An 18,711-nucleotide genomic window follows, 5' to 3' on the forward strand; every position below is an offset into this window, starting at 1 on the left:
GGGGCGTTAACCGGCGTAACGGGGCGTCACACAGTTGCGGGTGCCGTGATTCAGTGCGGCAGTCCGGCGGCTTCGGTGTAGCGGTCGATCACCAGGTCGACGAGGGCCGACGGCGGCTCGTCGTCGCCGAGCAGCGGAGGCGCCACCCGGGCGGAGCCTGCCAGCCGGACCGCGAGATCGTGGAAGTATCCGGGCGCGATGAGGTAGTCGGCGACGACGACCGCGCCCGGCCCGTCGACCGCGGCGCGCGCGGCCACCGCGGTCTGCGCGGCCGCGACGGCGGCGTCGAGCCGGGGGTCGGCGGCGGCGAGGAAGCCGGTGGTCACCTCGCGTCCGAGCCGCTCCCCGAGCATGCGGGCGGTGACGCGGCAGTCCTCGTTCGCGCGGTCGTCGCTGGAGCCGGCGACGGCGAGCACCAGCTGGTCGGCCGGGCCGGGAGCCAGCGGCTCGAGACGCGCGAGGAGCGCGTCGACCAGTCGTGCGTCGGGCCCGAGCGCGGGGGCGATCACGACGCCTTCCCGCCCGGCGGTCTGCTGCTTCAGGTCGACGCGCACGTGGTACCCCGCCGACAGCAGCAGCGGCACGATCACGACGGGGGTGCCCGCGGGGATCCCGTCGAGGGATGCCGCGACATCCGGCTGCTGCACGTCCACATGGCCGAGCCGCACCGTGACGTCGGGCAGCCGCCGGGCGACCGCCGCCACGAGCGACTCGACAGCCGCCTGCCCGGCGGGCGACGACGTGCCGTGCGAGATGGCGAGCAGTGCGGGCGTGGGTGTCACGCGCCCCATTGTGCCCTCCCCGCGTGACGCGCGTGTGACGGGCGTCGGCGGTGCCCGGCGCTCGGCGTCGCGTGCCCGGCGCTCGGCGTGCGGTGCCCGGCGCTCGGCGTGCGGTGCTTCGGGGTGGACGGGCGTGGAACTTGAGGTGAAACACCACGAACGCGTCGAGACACCACGCGCTGGCATGGTGTCTCGACGCGATTGCGGTGTTTCGGGGGTCAGTGGGTGGTGGAACGGATGCCGCGCCTCACGCGGCGCCGGCCGCCCGGCCCCGCGCGAACCCGGCGTCGAAGCCGCGCTCGTACGCGCGCTGCGCGCGACCGCCGCTGTGGCGATGACCGCCGTGACCGCCGTGGCCGCCGTGACCGCCGTGGCCGTGGCCGCCGTGTCCCGCGTGACCCTGACGGGCGTGCCAGTGGTGGCCGTGGCATCCGTCGTCGAACGTGGCGTGGGGCTCGCCGCGCATCGGCTCGTCGAAGCGCTCGGCGGGGTGGCCGGGATGCCCGGGCGCGAACCCGCGGTGGAGGTTGGGACCGTAGCCGTCGTGGATGTCGGGCTCGAAGGGGCGGGGACGCCCGCCGAGACCGGGGCCGAATCCGCCCCCGAAGCCAGGGCCGCCGAAACGCCCGAAGCCGGGCCGCCCGAACCCCGGGCGGCCGAAGCCGCGCTCGCGGTGCGCCGCGCCCTCGTCCCAGCCCAGCTCGCGGGCGATCGCCTCGAGCGAGGCCGTCATCGCCGCGTACGCGTCGTCGCCCACCGCGCCGGTGACGCGGGAGCGGATGCCGTCGACGATCGCGCCGACGCGCTCCCGCTCCGCCCGGCCGAGGTCGGTCAGGCTCCAGGTGCCGTCGCCGTGCTCCTGCACCCAGCCGCGCTCCTCGAGCCCGCGCAGGCGCTTGCCCCGGCGGATCAGGCGCTCACGCACCTCGGGAGCGTCGATGTCGCCCGACAGCACGTTGAGCGCCATCCAGTCGCGGCGCGAGATGCCCTCGGCATCGAGCGCCGAGGCGAACTCGCGGTCGAGCAGCCCATCGACCACCCGCAGCCAATAGCCGAGGGGGCGACGGTCCGTCGAACCGGGGGAGTCGCTGTGGTCTTCGGGGTCGTTCTGTTCATTCTGGTCGTTCATGAGAAGTCCTTTCAGGGCGGATCGCGGCCGCCGCACGTTACATGTCGAAACGCATGTACATGCAGTGTGACATGCATTTGGGATACATGTCAAGACGCATGTAAATTGAGGGCATGCCGTCCACCCCCGACGACCCGTCCGACGCGATCGCCGCCGCACTGGCGCGACTGCGCGGTCGACGGATGCCACGACCGCCGTGGGCGGAGGGACCGCACGGCGGTCCGCACGCCCACGGGCACGACGCACCGCACGGCGCCCACGGGCACGACGCACCGCACGGCGCGCACGGGCACGACGCACCGCACGGCGCGCGCGGCCACAGGGAAGGCGCAGCTCCCGGCGACGGCCCGAACGGCTTCCCGGGTCGCGGCCCGTGGGGGCGCGGAGGGCCGGGCGGCCACGGCGCACCGCCCTGGCTCGGCCCCGGTCGCATCGGCGGACCGGCGCGCATGCGGATGCTGGAGGCGCTGGCCGCGGCATCCCATCCTCTCTCGGTCGGCGAGATCGGCGACGCCGTCGGCGTGGACCAGCCGCGGGCGTCGCGGCTGGTGCAGCAGGCCGTGCAACTGGATCTGGTGCGGCGCGAGGCCGACCCCGACGACGCACGCCGCACCCGGGTGGCGCTCACGGACACCGGCGCCCGGTTGGTGCGTGGCTTCCGGGGCGAGCGCCGGGAGGCGATGGATGCCGCGCTGGCGGCCTTCACCGACGAGGAGCGCGCCGAGCTCGCGCGCCTGCTGACCAAGCTCGCCGACTCCTGGCCGCGTCCTCAGAGCTGACCGGCCGGGGGACGGCGCACCGTCGCCGCCCCTGCCGATCGCGCCCTCTCATCGCTACCGCGAAGAGGGTGACCGACGACGCCGGAGCATCCGCGGCTCCTCCCACGCCGGGATCGACCCGGCGGCCGCCAGGTCAGAAGCTGGTCACCAGGTCGCCGAGCACGGCTTCGAGCTTGGACGGGTCGGTCGCGTCGTAGTAGTGGGCTCCGGTGGCGCCGGAGATCGACTGCAGCGTCGCCACGTCGGCGTCCGCGCCGTACGCGAGCGTGAAGATCAGCACCGGCGTCTCGTGGTGCATGTCGGCCAGGTTCGCGAGCATCTGGTCGGCGCCGATCGTCGGCGCGTTCGGCGCGTCGTTCTCGCCGTCGCTGAGCAGGACGATCGCATTGATGCGATCGCTCGACCACGACGCGGCCTGCTGCGCCGCGAAGGCGTCCACCGCCTGGTAGAGGGGGGTGTCGCCCATCGACGAGAGGCCGCCGAGCGCGCCGAGGAAGGCATCGCGCGATCCGCCGATGTCGGCGACCGGTGACACCAGGCCGGGCACCATCGCGCCGTCGGGCGCCTGCGCGAAGGCGGCCAGCCCGACGTCGTCGCCGCTGGTGAAGTGTCCGAGCGCCGCGTCGATCGCCTTCCGCGCCTGGGTCAGCTTCGTGTCGGACGGCGAGATCGCCTCGTCCATCGACCCCGACACGTCCAGGAGGAACAGGACGTTCGCGCGCTTGCGCACCTCGGTGAACGACGCCTGCACGGCCGTCACGACGTCGGCGCCGGGGAACGCGAGCGTGCCCCGCTGCGCGACGTCGAGCCGGCCGACCTGCGCGACGCTCTCGTCGAGCATGCGGTTGAGGTCACGGTAGCCCGCGGCGCGGACGGCGGCCTGGCCCTGCGCGGTGTGCGCGAAGCGGATGAAGTCCGCCGCGGCCTCGGACTCCACCGGGTCGATCCACGCGCCCGTGAGGCGCACCGCGGGATTGTCGGCCGAGTAGTAGCCGTCCGCCGGATAGATCGGCACCAGCTGCTCCGCCGGCGGCTCGGCCTGCGTCCGGGTGACGCCATCGCGGCTGGTGATGCCGCGGTTGTAGTCCCACACCGACTTCTCGTCGACGATCACGGCGGACAGGAAGTCGGCGGCGGAACCGGATGCCTCCGCCTGGCGCGCATGCCAGAGGAAGTGCTCGGGCGTGGCCATGTAGTGGCTCGTCGTGAGCTCGTTCTGGTGCACGGCCGCCTGCACCTCTGGGTCCTCGACCTGGGTCGCCGTCAGGTCGTCGAGGGAGCCGGCCGCGGTGCCGTACGAAGCGAACATGGCCGCCTCGCCCGACGTCGCCACCAGTGGGCTCGTCTTGCCCAGCTTGAACTCGCCCCACTCGGGGTGTCCGAGGCCGCTCCACAGATCCGCGTCGCCGGCGGACTCGAACACGGCGGACCACGTCGGAGCCTCGGCATCCCACCCGATCGCCTCGGCCAGGCCCTCGGGCATCGCCAGGACGATGTCGGAGACCGCCACGCTGCTGCCCTCCGCGCGCAGCGAGGTCGCTCCCTCGGCCTGGGCGACGTCGACCCACGTCGACGAGTCGGGCAGCCACACGGCGGGCTTCTGGTCGTCGGCGAGGCTGGGGAAGCCTGCGGCCACCACGGCGGCTGCGACGCCGGACTTGTCCCGACTGGTGGTCACGGTGACGCACGAGCCCGCCACGTTGCGCGGACTGCTGTTGTACGCGGCGGCGAGACTCTCGACCATCTGGGCGTTCTCGAACGATGACAGCACGTTCACCGTCGTGCAGGGCTGGGCGCCGGCCGCGGCGGCCGGCTCGTCCTGCGGGAACTCGATCAGCTCGACGGCGGCGTCCGCGGGTGCGGCGGGCGCCGGCTCGTCCGCGGCGGGACCCGGCTGGGCGAGATTGCTGACGATCGCGTAGGACACGGTGCTGATCGAGCCGACCAGCACGACGATGCCCGCGACCGTCGTCCACATCAGCAGCCGGCGGCGGCGGCGACGGCGCCGGTCGCGGCGGTCGTCGATCGCCGACGGCTTCGTCGACGCGCCGACGGAGGGGGCGGCGGGTGCGGGCGTGGACCTGGCGGGCGCCGGGGTCGTCGACGGACTGGAGGACTGGCCGCGGCGTGGCCCGGGCGCGTCCTCGGTGCCGCGCATGCGATCGCGCATGGGCATCCTCGGAGGTGATGCGGACGTGCGGCCGGGCGGGGGGTCACCGGCCGGATAGTCCGGTCAGGCTAGAGCCTAACCCGAGCCCGCATGGGGGGCGAGGGCGAGAATGCCGGGAGATCACCGCGAAGCGGTGTTGAGCATGCCGATGAGCACCGCCGTCCACCACGCGGCCTGCGAGACGACCGCGCTCCACACGCACCACAGCTGGAGCCGCCTCGGGATCGCGCGGAACCGCGCCCCCTCCGGGAGACGTGCGAGCTCGGCGGTCAGCCGCGTCATCGCGACGCCGTTCATCGCCGCGACGAGCACGGCGACCATCTTGACGGTGGTGAGGGGATCGGACAGATCCGGCTGCAGGAAGGCCCCGGTCGCGAGCAGCCCGCCGATACCGAGCCACGCGAGGCCCGTCACGGTGCGCTCGACCCGCCGGAGGTCGGTGAGGACCGCGCGGCGCAGCATCCAGAGCAATCCGCTCATCTCGAGCAGCACCGCGGCTCCGAGCCCCACGATCACCGCCGCAAGGTGGCCGAAGAGCGCCGGCGTGCGCACCCAGACCGGCGGCGCGACGGTGGTGCCCACCCAGAGGGAGAACAGCAGCGCGATGATGACGCACCAGTACGCCACCGCCCGCCGGTGGCGCGCGGCTCGTCGTCGCTCGGTGAGGGGGATCGTCACGGTGCCTTCCGGGTAGGGCTGCGCTGCGAGTCGCGACGCCCCCCGGGTCGCACCGGTGACCAGGTCACCGCAAGCGAGGGTATCCGATCCTCGCGCCCCCGGTCGTCCCCGACCGGCCCGTCGGACTCATCGCCCGATGTCGCCCGGCCTGAGCTTCACCGGGATGAGCAGCAGCAGGCCCGCCACCAGCACGATGACGATCCCGAGGATCCCGTAGTGGGTCGCGCCGAATCCCGCGATGAACGCCGACCACAGCAGCGGCGAGAGGAAGCTCATCACGCGGCCGGTCGTGGCATAGAGGCCGAACACCTCGCCCTGCATGTCGCGCGGGGTGACGCGGGCCAGCAGCGACCGGCTCGACGCCTGCGCGGGCCCCACGGCGGCCGAGAGGATGATGCCGCCGATCCAGAACACCGGCTTGCCGCCCTCGCGGAGGAAGAAGACGAACAGAGCGCTCACGATGAGGATCGACAGCGCCGTGATGATGACGGCGCGGGCTCCGAACCGGTCGTCCAGGCGGCCGGCGACGATCGTCGAGACGCCGGCGACGAGGTTCAGCGCGATGCCGAATGCGATGACCTCGGTGGCGCCGAAGCCGAACGACACCGCGGCGAGCACCCCGCCGAAGGCGAAGACGCCGGCGAGGCCGTCCCGGTACACCGCGCTGGCGATGAGGAACCAGAACGTGCTGCGGTGCTCGCGGAACAGCGCGATCACGTCCCGCACGAGGACCGCGTAGCTCTCGAAGAACCCCACGCGCCTGCGGTCGGGGCGAGGGGCCGACTCCGGCACGAGGAAGACGAACGGCAGCGCGAACACGACCGTCCACACGGCGGCGCCGACGGCGATGAGCCGGTACGCCAGGCCGTCCGACACGTCCAGGCCGAACCAGCCGACCGTGTTGAGCACGACCACGATCGCGAGGGCGAGGATGCCGCCGATGTAACCGAGACCCCAGCCCAGGCCGCTGACCCGGCCGATCGTCCTGGGCGTGGAGACCTGCACCAGCATCGCGTTGTAGTTGACGCCGGCGATCTCGGACGCCACCGAGCCGAGCGCGACGAGGATCGCGCCGAGCCAGAAGAACATCGTGTCGCTGTAGACGAAGAACAGGGCGAACTGCAGCAGCGCCAGTGCGGCGGTCGCGCCGACGACCCAGCGCTTCTTCGTCCCGGCCGCATCGGCGCGCTGACCGAGCACCGGGGCCAGGAGCAGGATCAGGATGCCGGCGGCGAAGGTCACCCACCCGTACCACTCCGACAGGTCCGCCAGGCCCGAGCAGTACTCGGTCGCCGCATCCGCCGCCCGCGAGCACACCAGCTCGCCGTCGGCGTTCTGACCGGCCACGCCCTCCGGCAGGAAGCTGTCGGACACCAGGTAGAGCGAGACGAAGACGAAGGTCAGGATGACCGAGTTGAACGGCTGCGTCGCCCAGTCCCACAGCGCCCAGGCGAACACCTGGCGCCGCGGCACCGGGGTGTCGTCGAGGCCGTCGGTGCTCAGCGCCGCGGTCGACAGTGCGTGCTCGTCGGCGGGACCGGGTTCGTCGGGTCCGGGGGCGGGGGAGCTCATGTCGGTCACGCTGGACCCCTTCGATGAACGGCTGGTGCGCATTCACCGTAGCGCCCGGGAGGCCGATGATGGTTTGCTTCGTCCATGACCGGGGAATCCGCCGCCGCGCCGCCGTTCAACAGGCGCCTCGCCCTCCTGCTCGCGATGGCGATGTTCGTGCTGGTGGTGGACACGTCGATCATGAACGTCTCCATCTCCGCCGTCGTGGCCGAACTCGACACGACGGCGAGCGGCGTCCAGGGCGCCATCGCACTCGAGGCGCTCGTGTCGGCCGCCTTCATCCTCATCGGCGGGAAGACCGGCGACCTCATCGGCCGCAAGCTCGCCTACATCCTGGGCCTCCTCGGGTACGCCGTGGGCGCCGTGGCGATGACCTTCGCCCAGAGTCTCACCGCCGTCATCATCTTCTGGGCGGTGATCGGCGGGATCGGGGCATCCCTCCTCCTGCCCTCCATGCAGTCGCTCATCCACGGCAACTTCGCCGGCGGTCACCAGAAGCGGGTCTACGCGCTCGTCGGGGCGTCGGCGGCGATCGCGGCGGCGGTCGGCCCGCTGCTCGGCGGATTCATCACGACCTTCTGGTCCTACCGGGTCGCGTTCGCGCTCGAGGCCGTCATCATCGGCGTCGTCCTGCTCGGCATCGGGCTCGTCAAGGACGTGAAGTACACCGGCGACCGGTCCATCGACCTCGTCGGCGCCGGGCTGTCGGTCGTCGGCATGGGCGGCGTCGTGCTCGGCATCCTGGTGTGGCAGGAGGGCGGCGGCTACGTCGGCCTGCTCATCGGGCTCGGCGTGGTGGCGCTCGGGGGACTGGCGTGGTGGCTGAACGCGCGCAAGAAGAAGGGCAAGCCGGTGCTGCTCGATCCGGCGCTGTTCTCGTCGAAGCCGTTCCGCACCGGGGTGAGCGGTCAGCTGCTGCAGCAGATCGCCCTCGGCGGCACGATGATCGTGCTGCCGCTCTATCTGCAGATGGTGCTCGAGTACGACGCGCTGCAGGCGGGCCTGTCGATCGCGCCGCTGTCGCTCAGCATGTTCGTCGTCGCGATATGGGTCGGCCGCCGCGGCAAGGGGCGGCCGGCCAACCTCATCCTCCTCGGGTTCTCGCTGGCCCTGGTCGGGCTCGTCGCGATCGTGCCGCTCGTCCCGATCGCCGACTCGGGGTGGTACCTCGCCGTTCCGCTCGTCATCGCCGGTTCGGGGCTCGGCCTGCTGGTCTCGCAGCTCAACAACTACACGCTCTCGCCGGTCTCGGACGAGCGGGTGAGCGAGGCGGCCGGCGTCAACTCGGCCGCGGGGTCGTTCGGGCTCTCGTTCGGCCTCGCGTTCGCCGGCGCGATCATGCTCGCCACGCTCGCGTCGACCTTCACGTCGATGGCGTACTCCAGCACCGTGCTCGACGCGCAGCAGCAGGAGCAGGTGGCCACCGTGCTGGAGGAGGACGCGCAGCTCATGTCCAACTCCGGCCTGGAAGAGCTCCTGGCCGACGAGCCGCCGGAGGCCGCCGACGAGGTGATCCGCATCAACACGGAGGCTCGCCACATCGCGCTCCAGGTCGCGCTCCTCATCCCGATCCTCGCGACCGTGCTGGGCGTGCTCAACGCGCTCCGCATGCGACGCCTGCCGGACCCGAAGCCGACGGGCGCCGAGACGCTCCTGGCCTGACGCGGTCCTGCGCCCGGCCTCCGCCGTGCGGGATCGTTCCCCGCGACCCCGGCCGCAGTGGAATCATGAGGGCATGTCCGTGCATGTGGAACGTGCAGAGCTGCCCGGGATCGGCGTGCGGCACGACCTCGAGACGAACGCCGGTCGCCGGCTTTCGGTCGTCACCTTCCGCGACGGCGGGCGCGAGCTCGCCATCGCCGACGAGCGAGATCCCGACCGTACTGCGCAGCGCGTCGCGATGACCGACGAGGAGGCCACCGCCCTGTCGGAAGTCCTCGGCGGTTCGGTGATCCTCACCCAGCTCGCGGGGCTGAGGGAGCAGATCGACGGGCTCTCGACGGCCAACATCACGCTGCGGGCCGACAGCCCCTTCGCCGGCCGCCGGCTCGGCGACACCCGGGCGCGCACCGTGACCCGGTGCTCGATCGTGGCGATCGTCCGGGGCGGCGGCGTGCTTCCGGCGCCCGGTCCGGCCGACCTCCTGCTGGTGGGCGACACGGTCGTCGCCGTCGGCACGCCCGACGGCCTCGAGCATCTCGCGCGCATCATCGACGGGGTGTGACATGGACGACGGAGCGCTCGTTCTCATCGAGATCGGCGCGCTCCTCCTCGGCATCGCCCTGCTCGGCCGGCTCGCGGGCAGGATCGGCATCTCTCCGATCCCGCTCATCCTCCTGGCGGGACTCGCGTTCGGAGAGGGAGGCCTCCTCCCGTTCAGCGCGGGCGAGGAGTTCATCGAGGTCGGCGCGGAGATCGGCGTCATCCTCCTGCTCCTGCTGCTCGGGCTGGAGTACACCGCAGACGAGCTGTTCGGCAATCTCCGCCGCTCCCGCCGTGCCGGCGTCCTGGACGCGGTGCTGGGCGCGGCGCCCGGGGCCCTCGCCGCGCTGATCCTCGGCTGGGGGCCGGTGGCCGCGCTCGCACTGGCGGGCATCACGTGGGTCTCGTCGTCGGGGGTGATCGCGCGGATGCTGCAGGACCTGGGGCGCCTCGCGAACCGCGAGACCCCCGTCGTGCTGTCGATCCTCGTCATCGAGGATCTCGCGATGGCGTTCTACCTGCCGATCCTCACGGCGGTGCTCATCGGCCTGGACCCGGGGGCGGCGGTCGTGACCGTCGTCGTCTCCCTCGCCGCGGTGACCCTGATCCTGTACATCGCGCTGCGCCACGGCAAGGTCGTCTCGCGCCTGGTGTGGTCCCGCAACGCCGAGGTGCTGCTGCTCTCGGTGCTCGGGCTCACGCTCATCGTCGCGGGGCTCGCGGCCCAGGCGAACGTGTCGGCCGCGGTCGGGGCCTTCCTCGTCGGCATCGCGATCTCCGGACCCGTCGCCGCCCACGCCCACCGGCTGCTGTCGCCGCTGCGGGACCTGTTCGCCTCGGTGTTCTTCCTGTTCTTCGGCCTGTCCACCGATCCGGCCGACCTCGTCGCCGTCCTCATCCCTGCGGCCGTGCTCGCGGTCGTGACGATGGCGACGAAGGTCCTGACCGGATACCGGGCGGCGCGGGCGGTGGGCATCGCCGAGGCCGGCCGATGGCGGGCGGGCTTCGCGCTGACCCCGCGCGGGGAGTTCTCGATCGTCATCGCGGGGCTCGCCGTCGGCGCCGGAGTCGACAGGTCGCTCGCTGCGTTCGCGACGGCCTACGTGCTGATCACGATGATCGCGGGCCCGCTCCTGGCGCGGGTCCCCGACGCCGCGTGGTTCGCGGCATGGACGGGGCGCGTGCAGACGAACCGCCGGGCGTCCGGGGCGAGGGCATCCTGACCTGCGCACACCCCGATGCGCCGCGTGTCGCCGAGTGAACTTGAGTCCATCCGTATCAAGTTTGATTTGACGGATGCCGGCACCCGGCGTATGGTTGAGCCATCGCGACTCAACCCTCACGTTCGAGCGGTCGAGGGTGCGAGAAGGCTTCCCGTAAACCCCGGGTGGCGGCATCCGTCTCCACCCACACGAAGGAGAGAAACACATGGCACGTGCTGTTGGAATCGACCTCGGTACGACCAACTCGGTCGTGAGCGTCCTCGAGGGCGGCGAGCCCAAGGTCATCGCGAACGCCGAGGGCTTCCGCACGACCCCGTCGGTCGTCGCGTTCACCAAGGACGGCGAGGTGCTCGTCGGCGAGACCGCCAAGCGCCAGGCCGTCACCAACGTCGACCGCACCGTCTCGTCGGTCAAGCGCCACATGGGCACCGACTGGGGCTTCGACGTCGACGGCAAGCGCTGGACGCCGCAGGAGATCTCGGCGCGCATCCTCCAGAAGCTCAAGCGCGACGCCGAGCAGTACCTCGGCGACACGGTGACGGATGCCGTCATCACCGTCCCCGCGTACTTCAACGACGCCGAGCGCCAGGCCACGAAGGAGGCCGGGGAGATCTCGGGCCTGAACGTGCTGCGCATCATCAACGAGCCCACCGCCGCGGCCCTCGCGTACGGACTCGACAAGGGCAAGGAGGACGAGCTCATCCTCGTCTTCGACCTCGGTGGCGGGACCTTCGACGTCTCCCTGCTCGAGGTGGGCAAGGACGACGACTTCTCGACCATCCAGGTGCGCGCCACGGCCGGTGACAACCGCCTCGGCGGCGACGACTGGGACCAGCGTGTCGTCGACTACCTGATCAAGCAGTTCAAGGACACCACCGGCGTCGACGTCTCGGGCGACAAGATCGCGCTGCAGCGTCTGAAGGAGGCCGCCGAGCAGGCGAAGAAGGAGCTCTCCTCGTCGACGAGCACCTCCGTGAACCTGCCGTACCTCTCGCTCACGGACTCCGGCCCGGTGTCGCTCAGCGAGACGATCACGCGCGCGAAGTTCGAGGACCTCACCAAGGACCTGCTCGACCGCACTAAGAAGCCGTTCGAGGACGTCATCCGCGAGGCCGGCATCAAGGTCGGCGACATCGACCACGTCGTGCTCGTCGGCGGCTCGACCCGCATGCCCGCCGTGTCGGAGCTGGTCAAGAAGGAGACCGGCGGCCAGGAGCCCAACAAGGGCGTGAACCCGGACGAGGTCGTCGCCGTGGGCGCTGCCCTCCAGGCCGGCGTCCTCAAGGGCGAGCGCAAGGACGTCCTGCTCATCGACGTCACACCCCTGAGCCTCGGCATCGAGACCAAGGGCGGCATCATGACCAAGCTCATCGAGCGCAACACCGCCATTCCGACCAAGCGCTCGGAGACCTTCACGACCGCCGACGACAACCAGCCGTCGGTCGCGATCCAGGTCTTCCAGGGCGAGCGCGAGTTCACCCGCGACAACAAGCCGCTGGGCACGTTCGAGCTGACCGGCATCGCGCCGGCGCCGCGCGGCATCCCGCAGATCGAGGTCACCTTCGACATCGACGCGAACGGCATCGTCCACGTGTCGGCGAAGGACAAGGGCACCGGCAAGGAGCAGTCGATGACGATCACCGGCGGCTCGTCGCTGCCGAAGGACGACATCGAGCGGATGGTGCGCGAGGCCGAGGAGCACGCGGCCGAGGACAAGAAGCGCCGTGAGGCCGCCGAGATCCGCAACCAGGCCGAGACGCTGTCGTACTCGATCGAGAAGCTCATCAAGGAGAACGAGGACAAGCTCCCCGCCGAGGTGAAGGCCGAGGTGCAGGGCGACGTCGACGCGCTGAAGACCGCTCTGGCGGGCGAGGACGACGACGCCGTGAAGACCGCGTTCGACAAGCTCTCGCAGTCGCAGACGAAGCTGGGCGAGGCCATCTACGCCTCGAGCCAGGCCTCGCAGCCGACCGATGCCCCGACCGACGCGCCGGCCGGCGACCAGCAGGACCAGGCGACCTCCGATGAGGATGTCGTCGACGCCGAGGTCGTCGAAGACGAGGACGAGAAGAAGTAATCATGGCGAACAAGGACCACAATCCCGACCCGGTCGAAGAGCCGGAAGACGGCGGCGAGGTCCGGCCTGAGGGTGAGGGGCCGGAGGCGGACGCCTCCGGCCCCGCGCCGCAGGACGGGGGCGACGCCGACGGCGAAGAGCTGACCGTGGACGACATCCTGGGTGCGCAGCAGAACGCGGATGCCGCGGCCGAGGACGCCGTGATCGCCGACCTCGAGTCGCAGCTGCTGAACGATCTGAAGCGTTTGCAGGCGGAGTACGCCAACTACCGCCGCCGCACCGAGGAGCAGCGCGAGGTCGAGATCGAGCGCGCCAAGGGAGCGGTCGCGAAGGGCCTGCTGCCCGTGCTCGACGACCTCGACCGTGCCGAGAAGCACGGCGACCTCGAGGAGGGCTCGCCGTTCGCGGCGATCGCCGAGAAGCTCCGCGGCGTCGCCGAGCGGATCGGGCTCAGCACCTACGGTGCGTCCGGCGAGGTGTTCGACCCGCAGCAGCACGAGGCGATCTTCCAGGCGCCGACCCCGGGTGTGACCGAGACGACGATCCTCGAGGTCGTCGAGATCGGCTATCGGCTCGGCTCGGTGGAACTGCGTCCGGCGAAGGTCGTCGTCGCTGTGCCGGCCGAGTAGCACCGGAGAGGGGCATCCATGGCCAGTCAGGACTGGTTCGACAAGGACTTCTACTCGGTGCTCGGCGTCGCCAAGGACGTCAGCGAGGCGGACCTGAAGAAGACGTACCGCAAGCTCGCCCGCCGGTATCACCCCGACTCCAACCAGGGTGACGCGGCCGCCGAGGCGAAGTTCAAGGAGGTCAGCGAGGCGTACTCGGTGCTCTCCGACCCCGAGCAGCGCAAGGAGTACGACCAGATCCGCGCAATGGGCTCGGGTGCCCGCTTCACCGCGGGCGGCCAGGGGGGCGCGGGGGGCTTCGAGGATGTCTTCTCGATGTTCAACCAGGGCCGCGGTGCCCGGTACCAGTCGGCCGAGGACTTCGACGACATCTTCGCGATGTTCAATCAGCAGCAGCGCGGCACCGGGTTCGGCACGGGCCGGTTCGGGCAGCCGAGCGGGGGCTTCCGCGGCTACGGCGGCCCGACCCGGGGCGCCGACGTCACGGCGCGCACGACGATCGACTTCATCACGGCGACCAAGGGCGAGACGATCACGCTCCAGGGCGACGACGGCAAGCCCTTCAAGGTGAAGATCCCGGCCGGCGTGTCCGACGGGCAGAAGATCCGGCTCCGCGGCCGCGGCCGCCCGTCGCCCGACGGCGGCGAGCACGGCGACGTCGTGGTGCAGGTGGCCGTGCGGCCGCATCCGGTCTTCACGCGGGAGGGCCTGAACCTCCGGGTGGTCGTGCCGGTGACGTTCACCGAGGCGACGCTGGGTGCGACCATCGAGGTGCCGACCCTCGGCGGCGACCCGGTGCGGCTGCGCGTCGCGCCGGGCACCCCCTCCGGCCGCGTGCTGCGGGTGAAGGGTCGCGGAGTGCAGACGAGCAAGGGCACCGGCGATCTGCTCGCCGAGGTGCAGGTGGCCGTGCCGTCGCACCTCGACGACGCCGCCCGCGAGGCGCTCGAGCGGTTCCAGAGCCTGGAGCCGAAGGAGAACCCGCGCGCCGACCTCATGACGAAGGCGCGGGGCTGACATCCTCGTTTCGGGACGTGAGGAGGTGACGATGATGACCGAGAACGAGATCGACGAGGATGCCCCGATCTTCGCGATCGCCGTCGCCGCCGAGCTGTCGGGCATGCACCCGCAGACGCTGCGTCAGTACGACCGGCTGGGTCTGGTCGTGCCCGCCCGCACGCAGGGCGGCTCCCGGCGGTACTCACTGCGCCACGTGGAGCAGCTTCGCGAGGTCGCGCGCATGTCGTCCGACGGCATCGGCCTTCCGGCGATCATGCGCATCCTCGAGCTCGAGAACCGCGTGCAGGAGCTCCACGGCCGCGTGCGCGACCTCGAGGACCGCATGCGCGCCGAGCTCGAGAAGCGTCCGGGTGCGCGCGTCTTCGCGGCCGGCTCGACGGGCTCGGTGGTGACGCTGCGGCACGGCACCCGCGTGCGCCGGGCGACCGAGATCGTCGTGTGGCGCCCGCGCACACCGATCGCGCCGGCGACCGGCGATGCCGATCGGCCCGGCGGTCCGGCATCCTGAGCGGACGCCTCAGCGGCGGCTGGGGCGCAGCGCGCGCCAGATGATGAACGTGCCGGCGGCCACGATCGCCAGCGGCCAGGCGAGGTTCAGCACGAGGAGCCACTCCGACGCTCCCGCCAGCACGACGAGCGCGGCGATCGCGAGCGCCCCGGCAGGGATCAGCGCCCACCACCGGCGCGTCTGGCCGCCGGGCAGCAGCGCGACCAGGGCGAACGTCACGGCCGCGCCGGTCAGGAAGACGGCCCCGACGACGGGACCGCTCGCCGCCGCCGCGATGGCGGTGACGATCGAGAGCGTCAGCAGCACCCCGGCCGGGATGATCGCCCACCAGCGGCGGTGGTCTCGCAGGTAGATCGCCGCGAAGCCGACGCCGAGCAGGGCCAGCATCGGCACCTCGGTCCACTGGCCGAGTCCGTCGGGGTCGAGTTCCATCAGCGGTGTGACGGCGGCGCCGGCGAGCGCCGCACCGGGGATGGCGGCCCACCACGCGTCGGCGTCGGCGAAGAACACGAACCAGAACGCGCCGCTCGCCACGGCCAGCACAGCGGCCCAGACGGGGCCGGGGATCGTCGCCCACCCGGCGGTCTGGATGAACAGCAGCACGCCGGCGACGAGGACGACCGCGCCGAGGGTGATCTGCACGGGCAGGCGCTTCATGATGTGCCTCACTTCCGGATCGAGCCCGCGAGGGCTCCACCGCACACGCTACGAGCGTGCGGGTACGCCCGGGTGAGCCGAAAGTCCCGTGGTGTCCGTGCGCCGGTGCAGCCGGTTACGCCGAAGCCGCGGGTGCGACACCATGGGGGCATGGCGACCCTCGACGACGTGCGCGCCATCGCGCTCGACCTGCCGGAGGTGGTCGAGCGCGTCGACGGGCACCGCGGCGGGGCGACCTGGCGCACGCCGGCCGGCGCCTTCGTCTGGCAGCGCGGCCCGAGCCGGCGCGACCTCGAGCAGCTCGAGGCGCTCGGCCGCAGCTGGCCGGCGGGCGACATCGTGGGCGTGCGCACCGACGGACTCCAGGTGAAGGAGGCGCTGCTCGAGACGTATCCCGACGCGTTCTTCACCATCCCGCACTTCGACGGCTTTCCCGCGGTGCTCGTACGGCTCGACGCCGTCGCCGCCGATCACCTGCGCGAGGTGATCACCGACGCCTGGCTGCTCAAGGTCACCAAGCGCGTCGGGCGAGAGTGGCTCGATTCCCACCCGCCGTCGGCCTGACGCCGGGCACGGAATCGGAGGTTCTCGGCGACACGCCGGGCCGAGGCATCCGTGATCCGGCGTGTCTGCACAGACCTCCGACGCTGTGTACGCACGCCGCCGCCAGGGCCGCCGTCAGACCGCGTCGACGTTGCGGTGCCTGCGGAAGAGCTCCCAGTCGGCGTACGAGAGCGCGGCGTACGCGTACGCCCACTCCAGGATCGCCTCGCCCACGGCCTTGCCGCGGCCGACGTAGCCCGAGACCGTGGCCGCGTCGGGCGATTGCCCGTGCGCACGGGCGAGCGTCGCCGCGCACGCGTCGGCGTACCACCGGAAGGGGACGTCGTCGAGCGTGTCGATCTCGAAGCCGCCCTTCATGTCGTGGAACTGCCGCACGTAGAAGTCGCGCTGGGCCCCCTCCGGCGAGCGGCGCACGTGGCCGAGGAACGGGTCCGAGACGGCCTGCAGGATGCGCTGCATCGCCACGACGCGGCCGCCCTCGCCGTGCTGCTCGATGTAGCGGGTCACCCCGGGCGGCTGCTCGATCCCGCCGTGCTCGATGAGGACGCTGCGGCCGGCCTCCTTGCCCTGCAGGATGAGCACCCCGTCGTCGCCGTCCTGCATCGACAGCAGGAAGCAGCGCGTGCCGACGCTGCCGACGCCCACCACCCGCAGCGACACGTCCGAGAGCGAGTACTTCTGGAGGAGGGCGCGGATGTCGACGCTCACCGACTCGCGGAACTGGTCGAGCACGCTCAGCACGCGGCCCTCCATCAGCGCGCCGACGTGCGTCATGGTGGGCGGCGACTCGACGAACACGATGCGCCCGTCGTCGTCGAACGTGGTGAGCTTCCGGGCGGCGCGCTTGCCGGTGCGCCGCTCGGCGTCGCGGACGGCGCCGGCGATGACGTCGCGGGTCTCGGCGTCCGCGGCCTCCTCGGCCGCGAGCGCATCGAACCGGTCGTAGTAGCGCTTCAGCGGGCTGCGCTTGGCGCCGGCGCGGAGCGACCGTGCGTAGGTGCGCACCGCCTCGAGCGCCGCGTCGCGGATCACCCGGTCGTCGCGCGACGTCGACTGGCCGGCGATGACGATGCTCGTGACCAGGCGCTTGAGGTCCCACTCCCAGGGCGCCCACGCGGCCTCGTCGAAGTCGTTCAGGTCGAACACGAGGGTGCGCTGCGGCGACCCGTACAGGCCGAAGTTGGCCACGTGCGCGTCGCCGCACGACCCGACGAGCAGATCGGTGCTCGGTGAGCGGCCGAGGTCTGCCGCCATGAGCGCCGCGGTGCCGCGATAGAACGCGAACGGGTTCGCCGCCATGCGCTCCGTGCGGATCGGGACCAGCTCGGGAACGCGCGTCTCGTCCTGCGCGTCGAGGATCCCCATCGGATCGCGCTCGCCGGTCGGCAGGACGGCCAGGGACTCGCGCGGCGTCCGCTCGCGCGCCGCACGGCCGTCGTCGAGGTGCTGCTGCAGCGATCGCGGGGCCGCCCAGCTCTGGGCGATCGGGCTCGTCTCGGTCAGTGACATGCGCTCAGTGTGGCATCACCGGACGCATGCGCGACAGGGAGCGCGGCCCGGCGCCCACGATGCGAGCGCGCCGTTCCCGCCGCGGTGCGAAGACCTCGGTACCCTGACGCCGTGACCCGCGCTGCGCCACCCGCCCCGCCGGCACCCGTGCTGTCGCCGGGTGCGAGGGTGCTGATCGTGCTGGCGGCGTCCGTGATCGTGCTCGCGGGCGTGTACTTCGCGCGCGAGCTGGTCGGGCCGCTCGCGCTGGGCATCGTGCTCGTCGTGATCTGCGAGCCCGTCCGCCGCCCGCTCGATCGCCGCGGCTGGCCGCGGTGGGCGGGCACCACCGCAGTCATCCTCGTCGCCTACCTGGTGCTGGCGCTGATGGGACTGCTGCTGTGGGTGGCCGGCGCGGAGTTCGCGCAGCTCGTCAGGGACTACCTCGACCAGCTGCGTGGCGGCGTCGACGACTTCCGCGCCTGGCTCGCGTCGGCAGGGCTCGCCCAGGAGGCGACGGATGCCGCGGCCTCCGTCCTCGATCCGCAGGCGCTCGTGCAGCTCTTCTCGAGTTTCGGGGGGACGGTGCTCGCCGTCCTGACGGCGCTCTTCTTCGTCGTCTCGTACATCATCTTCACGGGGGCCGACGCGGCACGGTATCGCGACGCGGAGCGCGTGTTCGGCGCCGAGCGCCGACCGGTGCTCGCGCGGGTCCGGCGCCTGAACCGCGGCATCCGTCGCTACTACGTCGTGAACGCGTCGTTCGGCGCCGTCGTGGCGATCATCGACGGACTTGCCCTGTGGGCCTTGGGCGTGCCGGCGCCGATCGTGTGGGCGGTGCTGGCGTTCGTGACGAACTTCATCCCGAACATCGGCTTCGTCCTGGGCCTGATCCCGCCCGCGGTGCTCGCGTTCGTCGTGGGCGGCTGGCCGCTGCTGCTCGCGGTGATCGCGGTCTACAGCGTCGTCAACGTCGTGCTGCAGGTGCTCGTGCAGCCGAAGTTCGTCAGCGACGCCGTGGACCTCAGCCTCACGCTGAGCTTCTTCTCGGTGATCTTCTGGACCTTCGTCATCGGCCCGCTCGGCGCGATCCTGTCCATCCCGCTCACGCTCTTCGTCCGGGCGCTCGTCCTCGAGGGCGACCCCGGCTCGCTATGGTTGCGCTGGCTCTCCGGCGACCGCACCGCGACCCCCGCCGCCGCGGCGCGAGACGCCGCTTCTCCTTCCTGACCC

General features: G+C 71.9%; 17 protein-coding genes. 10 read left to right on the plus strand and 7 right to left on the minus strand.

Annotation, left to right across the window (positions count from 1 at the left end; translation table 11 throughout):
* Positions 1–50: 50 nt before the first annotated feature.
* Positions 51–791, minus strand: a complete 741-nt coding sequence (locus ACZBH1_RS07050; protein WP_463645934.1) for a sirohydrochlorin chelatase — start codon at positions 789–791, stop codon at positions 51–53.
* 238 nt (positions 792–1,029) lie between these two features.
* Entirely contained in the window at positions 1,030–1,911 is an 882-nt protein-coding gene (locus ACZBH1_RS07055; RefSeq protein ID WP_463645935.1) for a MarR family winged helix-turn-helix transcriptional regulator, read from the minus strand.
* A gap of 113 nt (positions 1,912–2,024) precedes the next feature.
* On the opposite strand from ACZBH1_RS07055, the gene ACZBH1_RS07060 reads away from it, so the two are divergent.
* Positions 2,025–2,690 (plus strand): MarR family winged helix-turn-helix transcriptional regulator, encoded by a 666-nt coding sequence (locus ACZBH1_RS07060; RefSeq protein WP_463645936.1) that lies wholly within the window; start codon positions 2,025–2,027, stop codon positions 2,688–2,690.
* 133 nt (positions 2,691–2,823) lie between these two features.
* On the opposite strand, the gene ACZBH1_RS07065 is transcribed toward ACZBH1_RS07060, so the two are convergent.
* The 3 genes from ACZBH1_RS07065 to ACZBH1_RS07075 form a co-directional block, all read right to left on the minus strand.
* Positions 2,824–4,860 (minus strand): vWA domain-containing protein, encoded by a 2,037-nt coding sequence (locus ACZBH1_RS07065; protein WP_463645937.1) that lies wholly within the window; start codon positions 4,858–4,860, stop codon positions 2,824–2,826.
* A 120-nt stretch (positions 4,861–4,980) separates the two neighbouring features.
* The gene (locus ACZBH1_RS07070; protein WP_378878992.1) at positions 4,981–5,538 is read right to left on the minus strand and encodes a hypothetical protein; all 558 of its coding nucleotides are present in this window, start codon (positions 5,536–5,538) and stop codon (positions 4,981–4,983) included.
* Positions 5,539–5,664: 126 nt separating this feature from the next.
* A complete protein-coding gene (locus ACZBH1_RS07075; protein WP_463646665.1) occupies positions 5,665–7,110 on the minus strand; it encodes an MFS transporter in 1,446 nt (481 codons plus the stop codon).
* An 84-nt stretch (positions 7,111–7,194) separates the two neighbouring features.
* Between ACZBH1_RS07075 and ACZBH1_RS07080 the strand changes: the two genes are divergently transcribed.
* The 7 genes from ACZBH1_RS07080 (at position 7,195) to ACZBH1_RS07110 (ending at position 14,769) form a co-directional block, all read left to right on the plus strand.
* Positions 7,195–8,772, plus strand: coding sequence for an MFS transporter (locus ACZBH1_RS07080; RefSeq protein WP_463645938.1), 1,578 nt, complete (start codon positions 7,195–7,197; stop codon positions 8,770–8,772).
* Between the two features lie 73 nt (positions 8,773–8,845).
* Positions 8,846–9,334 (plus strand): cation:proton antiporter regulatory subunit, encoded by a 489-nt coding sequence (locus ACZBH1_RS07085; protein ID WP_378878986.1) that lies wholly within the window; start codon positions 8,846–8,848, stop codon positions 9,332–9,334.
* Position 9,335: 1 nt separating this feature from the next.
* Entirely contained in the window at positions 9,336–10,535 is a 1,200-nt protein-coding gene (locus tag ACZBH1_RS07090) for a cation:proton antiporter (protein ID WP_463645939.1), read from the plus strand.
* Positions 10,536–10,740: 205 nt separating this feature from the next.
* Positions 10,741–12,612, plus strand: coding sequence for a molecular chaperone DnaK (gene dnaK, locus ACZBH1_RS07095; protein ID WP_463645940.1), 1,872 nt, complete (start codon positions 10,741–10,743; stop codon positions 12,610–12,612).
* A 2-nt stretch (positions 12,613–12,614) separates the two neighbouring features.
* Entirely contained in the window at positions 12,615–13,241 is a 627-nt protein-coding gene (locus ACZBH1_RS07100) for a nucleotide exchange factor GrpE (RefSeq protein WP_463645941.1), read from the plus strand.
* A gap of 18 nt (positions 13,242–13,259) precedes the next feature.
* A complete protein-coding gene (locus ACZBH1_RS07105) occupies positions 13,260–14,258 on the plus strand; it encodes a DnaJ C-terminal domain-containing protein (RefSeq protein ID WP_336394159.1) in 999 nt (332 codons plus the stop codon).
* Positions 14,259–14,289: 31 nt separating this feature from the next.
* Entirely contained in the window at positions 14,290–14,769 is a 480-nt protein-coding gene (locus ACZBH1_RS07110; protein WP_336394160.1) for a heat shock protein transcriptional repressor HspR, read from the plus strand.
* Positions 14,770–14,778: 9 nt separating this feature from the next.
* Here the strand turns inward: ACZBH1_RS07110 and ACZBH1_RS07115 are convergent, their stop codons facing one another.
* On the minus strand, positions 14,779–15,426 hold the full coding sequence (locus ACZBH1_RS07115) for a hypothetical protein (RefSeq protein ID WP_463645942.1): 648 nt from the start codon (positions 15,424–15,426) through the stop codon (positions 14,779–14,781).
* Positions 15,427–15,576: 150 nt separating this feature from the next.
* Between ACZBH1_RS07115 and ACZBH1_RS07120 the strand changes: the two genes are divergently transcribed.
* Complete coding sequence (locus tag ACZBH1_RS07120; protein ID WP_463645943.1) at positions 15,577–15,990, plus strand: MmcQ/YjbR family DNA-binding protein; 414 nt, start codon at positions 15,577–15,579, stop codon at positions 15,988–15,990.
* 114 nt (positions 15,991–16,104) lie between these two features.
* On the opposite strand, the gene ACZBH1_RS07125 is transcribed toward ACZBH1_RS07120, so the two are convergent.
* The gene (locus tag ACZBH1_RS07125; RefSeq protein ID WP_336394163.1) at positions 16,105–17,499 is read right to left on the minus strand and encodes a DUF2252 domain-containing protein; all 1,395 of its coding nucleotides are present in this window, start codon (positions 17,497–17,499) and stop codon (positions 16,105–16,107) included.
* A 111-nt stretch (positions 17,500–17,610) separates the two neighbouring features.
* On the opposite strand from ACZBH1_RS07125, the gene ACZBH1_RS07130 reads away from it, so the two are divergent.
* A complete protein-coding gene (locus ACZBH1_RS07130) occupies positions 17,611–18,708 on the plus strand; it encodes an AI-2E family transporter (protein ID WP_378878964.1) in 1,098 nt (365 codons plus the stop codon).
* The last annotated feature ends 3 nt before the right edge of the window (positions 18,709–18,711 follow it).

The sequence above is a fragment of the Microbacterium sp. ZXT2-5 genome, from assembly GCF_055329545.1.

Bases quoted from the DNA above. Each gene is read 5' to 3' on its own strand.
- ACZBH1_RS07050 (WP_463645934.1), bottom strand. From the start codon at position 791: ATGGGGCGCGTGACACCCACGCCCGCACTGCTCGCCATCTCGCACGGC.
- ACZBH1_RS07055 (WP_463645935.1), bottom strand. From the start codon at position 1,911: ATGAACGACCAGAATGAACAGAACGACCCCGAAGACCACAGCGACTCC.
- ACZBH1_RS07060 (WP_463645936.1), top strand. From the start codon at position 2,025: ATGCCGTCCACCCCCGACGACCCGTCCGACGCGATCGCCGCCGCACTG.
- ACZBH1_RS07065 (WP_463645937.1), bottom strand. From the start codon at position 4,860: ATGCGCGATCGCATGCGCGGCACCGAGGACGCGCCCGGGCCACGCCGC.
- ACZBH1_RS07075 (WP_463646665.1), bottom strand. From the start codon at position 7,110: ATGAGCTCCCCCGCCCCCGGACCCGACGAACCCGGTCCCGCCGACGAG.
- ACZBH1_RS07080 (WP_463645938.1), top strand. From the start codon at position 7,195: ATGACCGGGGAATCCGCCGCCGCGCCGCCGTTCAACAGGCGCCTCGCC.
- ACZBH1_RS07085 (WP_378878986.1), top strand. From the start codon at position 8,846: ATGTCCGTGCATGTGGAACGTGCAGAGCTGCCCGGGATCGGCGTGCGG.
- ACZBH1_RS07090 (WP_463645939.1), top strand. From the start codon at position 9,336: ATGGACGACGGAGCGCTCGTTCTCATCGAGATCGGCGCGCTCCTCCTC.
- dnaK (WP_463645940.1), top strand. From the start codon at position 10,741: ATGGCACGTGCTGTTGGAATCGACCTCGGTACGACCAACTCGGTCGTG.
- ACZBH1_RS07100 (WP_463645941.1), top strand. From the start codon at position 12,615: ATGGCGAACAAGGACCACAATCCCGACCCGGTCGAAGAGCCGGAAGAC.
- ACZBH1_RS07105 (WP_336394159.1), top strand. From the start codon at position 13,260: ATGGCCAGTCAGGACTGGTTCGACAAGGACTTCTACTCGGTGCTCGGC.
- ACZBH1_RS07110 (WP_336394160.1), top strand. From the start codon at position 14,290: ATGATGACCGAGAACGAGATCGACGAGGATGCCCCGATCTTCGCGATC.
- ACZBH1_RS07115 (WP_463645942.1), bottom strand. From the start codon at position 15,426: ATGAAGCGCCTGCCCGTGCAGATCACCCTCGGCGCGGTCGTCCTCGTC.
- ACZBH1_RS07120 (WP_463645943.1), top strand. From the start codon at position 15,577: ATGGCGACCCTCGACGACGTGCGCGCCATCGCGCTCGACCTGCCGGAG.
- ACZBH1_RS07125 (WP_336394163.1), bottom strand. From the start codon at position 17,499: ATGTCACTGACCGAGACGAGCCCGATCGCCCAGAGCTGGGCGGCCCCG.